Source organism: uncultured Thiocystis sp., from assembly GCF_903866365.1.
GTDB lineage: Bacteria > Pseudomonadota > Gammaproteobacteria > Chromatiales > Chromatiaceae > Chromatium.
On the sequence record NZ_CAIPNF010000042.1, the window covers coordinates 1 to 5,970 of the forward strand.

Annotated in this window: 3 protein-coding genes; 2 read left to right on the top strand and 1 reads right to left on the bottom strand. The window is 62.6% G+C overall.

What is annotated here, in order from left to right; genetic code table 11:
- The first annotated feature begins 367 nt into the window (after positions 1-367).
- Positions 368-2,896: a PglZ domain-containing protein gene (locus QZY07_RS02365; RefSeq protein WP_295399497.1), complete on the top strand. Its 2,529-nt coding sequence runs from the start codon at positions 368-370 to the stop codon at positions 2,894-2,896.
- 4 nt (positions 2,897-2,900) lie between these two features.
- Positions 2,901-4,940, top strand: coding sequence for a protease Lon-related BREX system protein BrxL (gene brxL, locus QZY07_RS02370; RefSeq protein WP_295399498.1), 2,040 nt, complete (start codon positions 2,901-2,903; stop codon positions 4,938-4,940).
- A gap of 384 nt (positions 4,941-5,324) precedes the next feature.
- Here the strand turns inward: brxL and QZY07_RS02375 are convergent, their stop codons facing one another.
- Positions 5,325-5,870 (bottom strand): toprim domain-containing protein, encoded by a 546-nt coding sequence (locus tag QZY07_RS02375; protein WP_295399499.1) that lies wholly within the window; start codon positions 5,868-5,870, stop codon positions 5,325-5,327.
- Positions 5,871-5,970 lie beyond the last annotated feature (100 nt).

Sequence of the window (5,970 nt, forward strand, 5' to 3'; positions counted from 1 at the left end):
CAGGCAGGAGGTTCTTGATCCGCTCCCATTGATCGTCACGCAGGGCATAGCGACGCTGAGTCATCCGGGCTCCTCGTTCATTTTGAAGTGGTCGGGCGACAATATTCCCACACAACTACAATTGATGACACGCCCTAGAACTCGTAGGATTCCAGATTCTTCCGGCGCACGGGCTGACGGAGGCTATTCGCCAACAGATCCAGAACACGATCGATCGGCTCAGGCTTGATGACCTCCGATCGGCCCGCGAGGAGGATGCCGTGAGCTATTGGGAGGAACAGGTTTCATTCGCCCGGTTGATGAAGGAGTCTCCATTCGTCGCGATGGAGCTACGCCGTCAAGGCCGGCTGCTCGCTGGAGACGCCTGATGCACGCTTTCCACGACTATCTCTGCGAGCACCTGGATGACCTGCTGCGCAAGCGTTCGGTCGTCGTGTTCTACGACCCACGCAACGAGTTCAACCCGTTCTTCGACCGGGAGTTGGAACCGCAGGACAGCAATCCCCTGCCGCGCGTGACCATCGGCACCCGCACTGCCTTTCTCGCCCGTTACGCCGGTAGCTTCTTCGGCTTGCGGACGATGGTCGAACCGATCGTGTCGGCTGACCAGCCGGAGCCCCTGATCCTGTACCTACCGGGCATCGCCCGGGATCGCGCCGGCTCGGTGCTAATGGAGCTGGAGCGGGCCGGGACCTGTTACGAGCCGCAGCTCAAGCGCCTGGCCCTGAACGTGCTGCGCCAGTGCTTCACCGATGGGCAGATCGACGAGATGCTGCGGCCGGCTGCGGTGACCTATGACGACATCGTCGCCTTCCTGGGGCAGAGCGGCCAGACGGCCTCGGTACTGCATACGCTGTTTGGCGGTGCCCAAGGCGAAGCCCTGCTCACCCACTGGCTGGCTTCTGACGTCAAGGATGCGCCGATCCTGGAGAAAGAGGCGCTGCCCGAGTTGCTCAAGCTGATCAGCGTCCGCCTGGGTCTGGAGCTTCCGGCCGAGATCAGTCTCGCTCAGGCGCGGGAGCGGACCATCCGCTATGTCCTGGTCAATGAGTTTCGTGCGGATCTCTCCTGCGTGCCGCCTACGTCGATCGGCATGATTCCCAGCCCACCGGGCAAGGAGCAGACCGAGCGTCTCCGTGATGTTGCAGAGGGCTTGCGGCAGCGCCATGCGGAAGCCTATGTGGATCTGGCCGATGCCGTGGAGCAAAACCTGGGGCTCGCGGCGGCCGGCGTCGAGGCCGCCCACCTCGGGTCGATCGATACCTTCCGGTTCGAAGAGGCGCGGTTACTCACCCATGCCGCGGCGCTGATCGTCGGGAAGGACTATTCAGCGGCCTTGAGCGTCGTCACCGCGCGTGACCACAGCTTTTGGGTCGACCGCGACTGGCGCCGTCAGGCCCAGTGGGAAGCGGCCCGGCTGATGGCCGAGCTGGGGTTGGAGATCGAGCGGGTCCGCACGGCACTGGGCCGGATGGGGACCGATCCCGCCAAATGGTTCGCCGCCTACACCGCCGAGGAGGGTTGGCACCGGGCCGACAGGCTCCAGCGTCAATTGGAAGCCTGGGTCGCGCGGATGGATGACGAGCCGGAGGCCGAGCAGGCCCTGGCGGTCATCCGGCTGGAACATGAGCACCTGTTGCGGGCGATGGCAGACGGCTTTGCCAAGGCGCTCGCGGCCGCCGCCTGGACGGTCCCTGGAACGCTGCATCAGACCCGCGTCTATCCAGAGGTCGTGCAGGCGATGGGCGGGCGGGTCGCCTACGTCCTGGTTGACGCCATGCGCTACGAGATGGGCGTGGACCTGGCGCGCCAGATCGAGGGGGCCAAGGATCTGCGGGTGCAAGCAGCGGTCGCGGCCTTACCCTCGATCACCCCCGTGGGCATGGCGGCCCTGTTGCCGGGCGCCTCGGCCAGCTTTGACCTGGTGGACACCAAGGGGAAACTGGCGGCGTCCATCGAAGGCACCACCATGGTGAGTTCCGCCGAGCGGATGAAGTTCCTCAAGGCCAAGGTGCCGGACGCGGTGGAGATGACCTTGGGCAAGCTGCTCGGCACCTCCCCGGCAAAGATCAGCAAAGAGATCGGGACGGCCACCCTGATCCTGATCCGCTCCCAGGAGATCGATTTCGTGGGTGAGATGGACGGCGATCTGCTCGCTCGGCAGGTCATGGACACCGTGATCGGCAACCTCGCCCGGGCGGTGAAGAAACTCGCGGCGGCCGGGATCGAGCACTTCGTCATCACCGCCGACCATGGCCACCAGTTCGCCATCCGCAAGGACGACGACATGAAGACGGATAACCCCGGCGGCACCACCCTCGATCTGCACCGGCGCTGCTGGATCGGGCATGGGGGCAGCACGCCGGCTGGAACCGTGCGCCTGACGGGAGCAGAGCTTGGGCTCAGCACCGACCTGGACTTCGTCTTCCCGGTCGGGTTGGGGGTGTTCAAGGCGGGCGGCGGATTGAGCTTTCATCATGGCGGCTACAGCCTGCAGGAGCTCGCAATCCCGGTCATCAGTCTGCGCCTGGCGGCCGGTAAACTGGCGGACGTGCCCGGCGTGCAGGTACGCATCGAGGGTTATCCGGCGGCGGTGACCAACCGCACCTTCGGACTTAAACTGGCCGCGACCGGGGATCTGCTCGCGACGGAATCGCTGGTGCTGCGCGTCGTCCTGATCGCTGGCGCCGAAGAGGTGGGCCGCGCGGGCATGGCGATCGGTGGGAATTTCGATCGCGGTAAGGGTACTCTGACCTTGGCGCTGGGGTCCGAAGCAAGCCTGGGCATGATGCTGACCAACGACGCCTGCCAGTCGCTCCGCGTCGTGGTGTTGAATGCCTACACGGACAGCGTGCTGGCCGAATCAGACGAGCTGCCGGTGAAGCTGGGAATCTAACACGATGAATCAAGACACCCTGGCGCGGGACGCGCTCGACGACAAGGTTAACCGGGTCTTCGCCGGCAAGGTGGTCCGTAAGGATCTGGTGCGCAAGGTCAAGGTGGGCGCCAACGTCCCGGTCTTCGTCCTGGAGTATCTACTTGGAAAATACTGCGCCTCCTCCGACGATCTAGCGATCCAGATGGGACTACAGGTGGTCAACGACACCCTGGCGGATAACTACATCCGTCCGGATGAGTCCACCAAGGCGCAGAGTAAGGTTAAGGAGAATGGGCGGCACACCTTCATCGACAAAGTGAAGGTCCGTTTGGTGGACTCCCAATACTGGGCCGAGGTCACCAACTTCGGTCATACCCATGTGCATATCCCCGACCAGTACGTGCGAGACTTTGATCGGCTCCTGACGGGTGGAATCTGGGCGCAGGTCGACATGCGCTTCGAGTACGACGAGGAGACCAAAGGCAAAAATCCCTTCTGGATCGACAAGCTCACCCCGATCCAGCTCGCGAGCTTCGATCTGGAGGAGTATCGGCGGCTGCGCACCGAATTCACGACCGATGAATGGCTGGATTTTGTGTTGCGCAGCATGGGATACGAGCCGACGGTCATGGAGCGGCGGACCAAGCTACTGTTCCTGAGTCGACTCATCCCACTCTGCGAGCGCAACTACAACCTGGTTGAGCTGGGTCCACGCGGGACGGGCAAGAGCTATGCGGTGCAGGAGTTGTCGCCCTACGCGGCGCTGCTCACGGGGCCGACGACGGTGGCCAATCTGTTTGGCCACATGAACGGCAAACAGAAAGGCATGCTGATGATCTGGGATGTGGTCGGCTTCGACGAAGTGGCCGATCTCCAGAAGATGCCCAAGGAGGTCATCACCACCCTCAAGACCTTTTGCGAGTCCGGCCAGTTCCAGCGCGGCCATGAGGCGATGGCGGGGTATGCCAGCATCGCCATGTTCGGCAACACTCAGCAACCGATCGACGTCATGGTCCAGACTGGGCACCTGTTCGCACCCATGCCAGACGTGATCCGCGACGACATGGCCTTCATCGACCGGCTGCATTTCTACCTGCCGGGCTGGGAAGTGCCGAAGATGCGCAACGAGCACTTCACCGACCACTACGGGTTCGTCATCGACTACCTGGCCGAGGCGCTGCGGGAGCTGCGCAAGCACAACTTCACCGAGATCATCGATCACTATTTCTCATTGGGCTCCCACCTAAACGCGCGCGACCGCAAGGCCGTCCGCCGTACCGTCTCGGGCCTGGTGAAGATCCTGCACCCCCATGGACAGGTCGCGCGGGAGGATCTCGGCGAACTGCTGGAATTGGCGTTAGAAGGTCGCCGCCGAGTCAAGGAACAGCTCAAGAAGATGGGCTCCTTCGAGTATTACCAGACATCCTTCAGCTATCTCGTCAACGAGACCGGCGAAGAAAAGTTCGTGGGACTGGCCGAGCAGGGAGGACGGGGTCTGATCTCGGCTGACCCGCTGCCACCCGGAACGATCTACACCGCGTCTGTCAGCGGTGATGGCACGGTCGGTCTCTATCGTGTCGAGATCACCCTGTCGTCCGGGACTGGCAAGCTCAAGCTGGCAGGCGGAGTGAGCGGCGCCATGAAGGAGTCAGTCAGCCGAGCCTTCAGTTATCTGTCCGCCAGCAAGACGGCCTTCGGCGTGCCACGCGAGTTGGATACTTCCGACTTCCACGTAGAGGTCATCGACCTCCTCGGCAACAAGGTGGAAGCCGAGATCGGCGTCGCATTCTTCGTTGCGGCCTACTCAGCGTTGCGCAAATCACCACCTCAGCCGGCACTCCTGGTGTTGGGCGATATGAGCATCCAGGGCAACATCAAGCCCGTGCGTTCGCTGACCGAGCCGCTCCAGGTCGCCATGGACAACGGCGGCAAGCGCGCGCTCATCCCGATCGAGAACAAGCGTCAGTTCCTGGAGGTCAATCCAGATGTCCTGGAGCAGGTCGATCCGGTCTTTTTCGGTGACATGCGGCAGGCGGCATTCAAGGCGCTGGGCCTGACCTAATGCCCGGGCGGCTCTCCTGCATGGTCAAAGGCTGGGCTTTCTGATTCGGCCGATCGGCCGCAACCAAGGAACATCTGTTGCGCCGTGAGGTCGTGGTGACCCTCACAGGGTCGCGCGCCTCGGAACCGAGAACAGCCGGACGCGAATGCTCACCCATCGGGGGTTCAAGGGCAGGACTGATTCGTGCTCGCTCAGCGCGCCTTCTCGGGATTGGTCCAACGGTGCATCACGGTGGGCGGCTCCTCGCCATCTGGTTCGTTTGTGTTCGACATCTTGCAATTTCGCGTAGACGCGCCTTCCCGTCAACGCATCAATCAAGATTCGTGCTTTACTACACAAAAAACCGCCAATTCCCGTTAGGGGATTGGCGGTTTGGTGAGCGGTCTAAGCCGCTTGCGATGGCGTTGGCGTTGACTGGAGGACATCCGCCCAATCAACCCCTTTCCGTCCCTGGGGAATGGCCCGATCGGGCAGTTGGATGCGCGCCTCGACCCCGGACCGCAGGAGGCGTTCCTGCAAGGCCGCTGCCGCTTTCTCGCCGGTTTCGCTGCGATCCAAATCGGCCCAGATCGTCACCTGACGCACCCCGGCAGGCGGTTTAAACTTTTCCAGCAGCGTCGCACTGACCGCCGCCCAAACCGGTTGCCCGGAGAGACAGCGTGCCGCCAAGGCGGTTTCGATGCCCTCGGCTACGCCCATCTCCGTGCCAACCGACGCGAGATGGATTGCCCCGCCCGTCATTGATGCCACCGGCGGCATCAGTTTTTTCGGGCTGGGCACCGTGGCTTTCCAGGCACCATTGCGGTGCAGGTAGGTTCGATGCAGCGTCACCGCTTTCCCGTGCGGATCGCTCACCCGTGCGAGCATGGCCGGGTAATGGCCGGTCGCTCGCCCGTTCTCGTAGTAGGCGAGATGCGGATGAAACCGCACCACCCGCGGGTCCAGCCACGCCAGGGATGAACCGACACCACGATGTTCTAAATAGTGCCTGACCGATAACCAGGTTTAACTTATTGAACAATAGGTTATA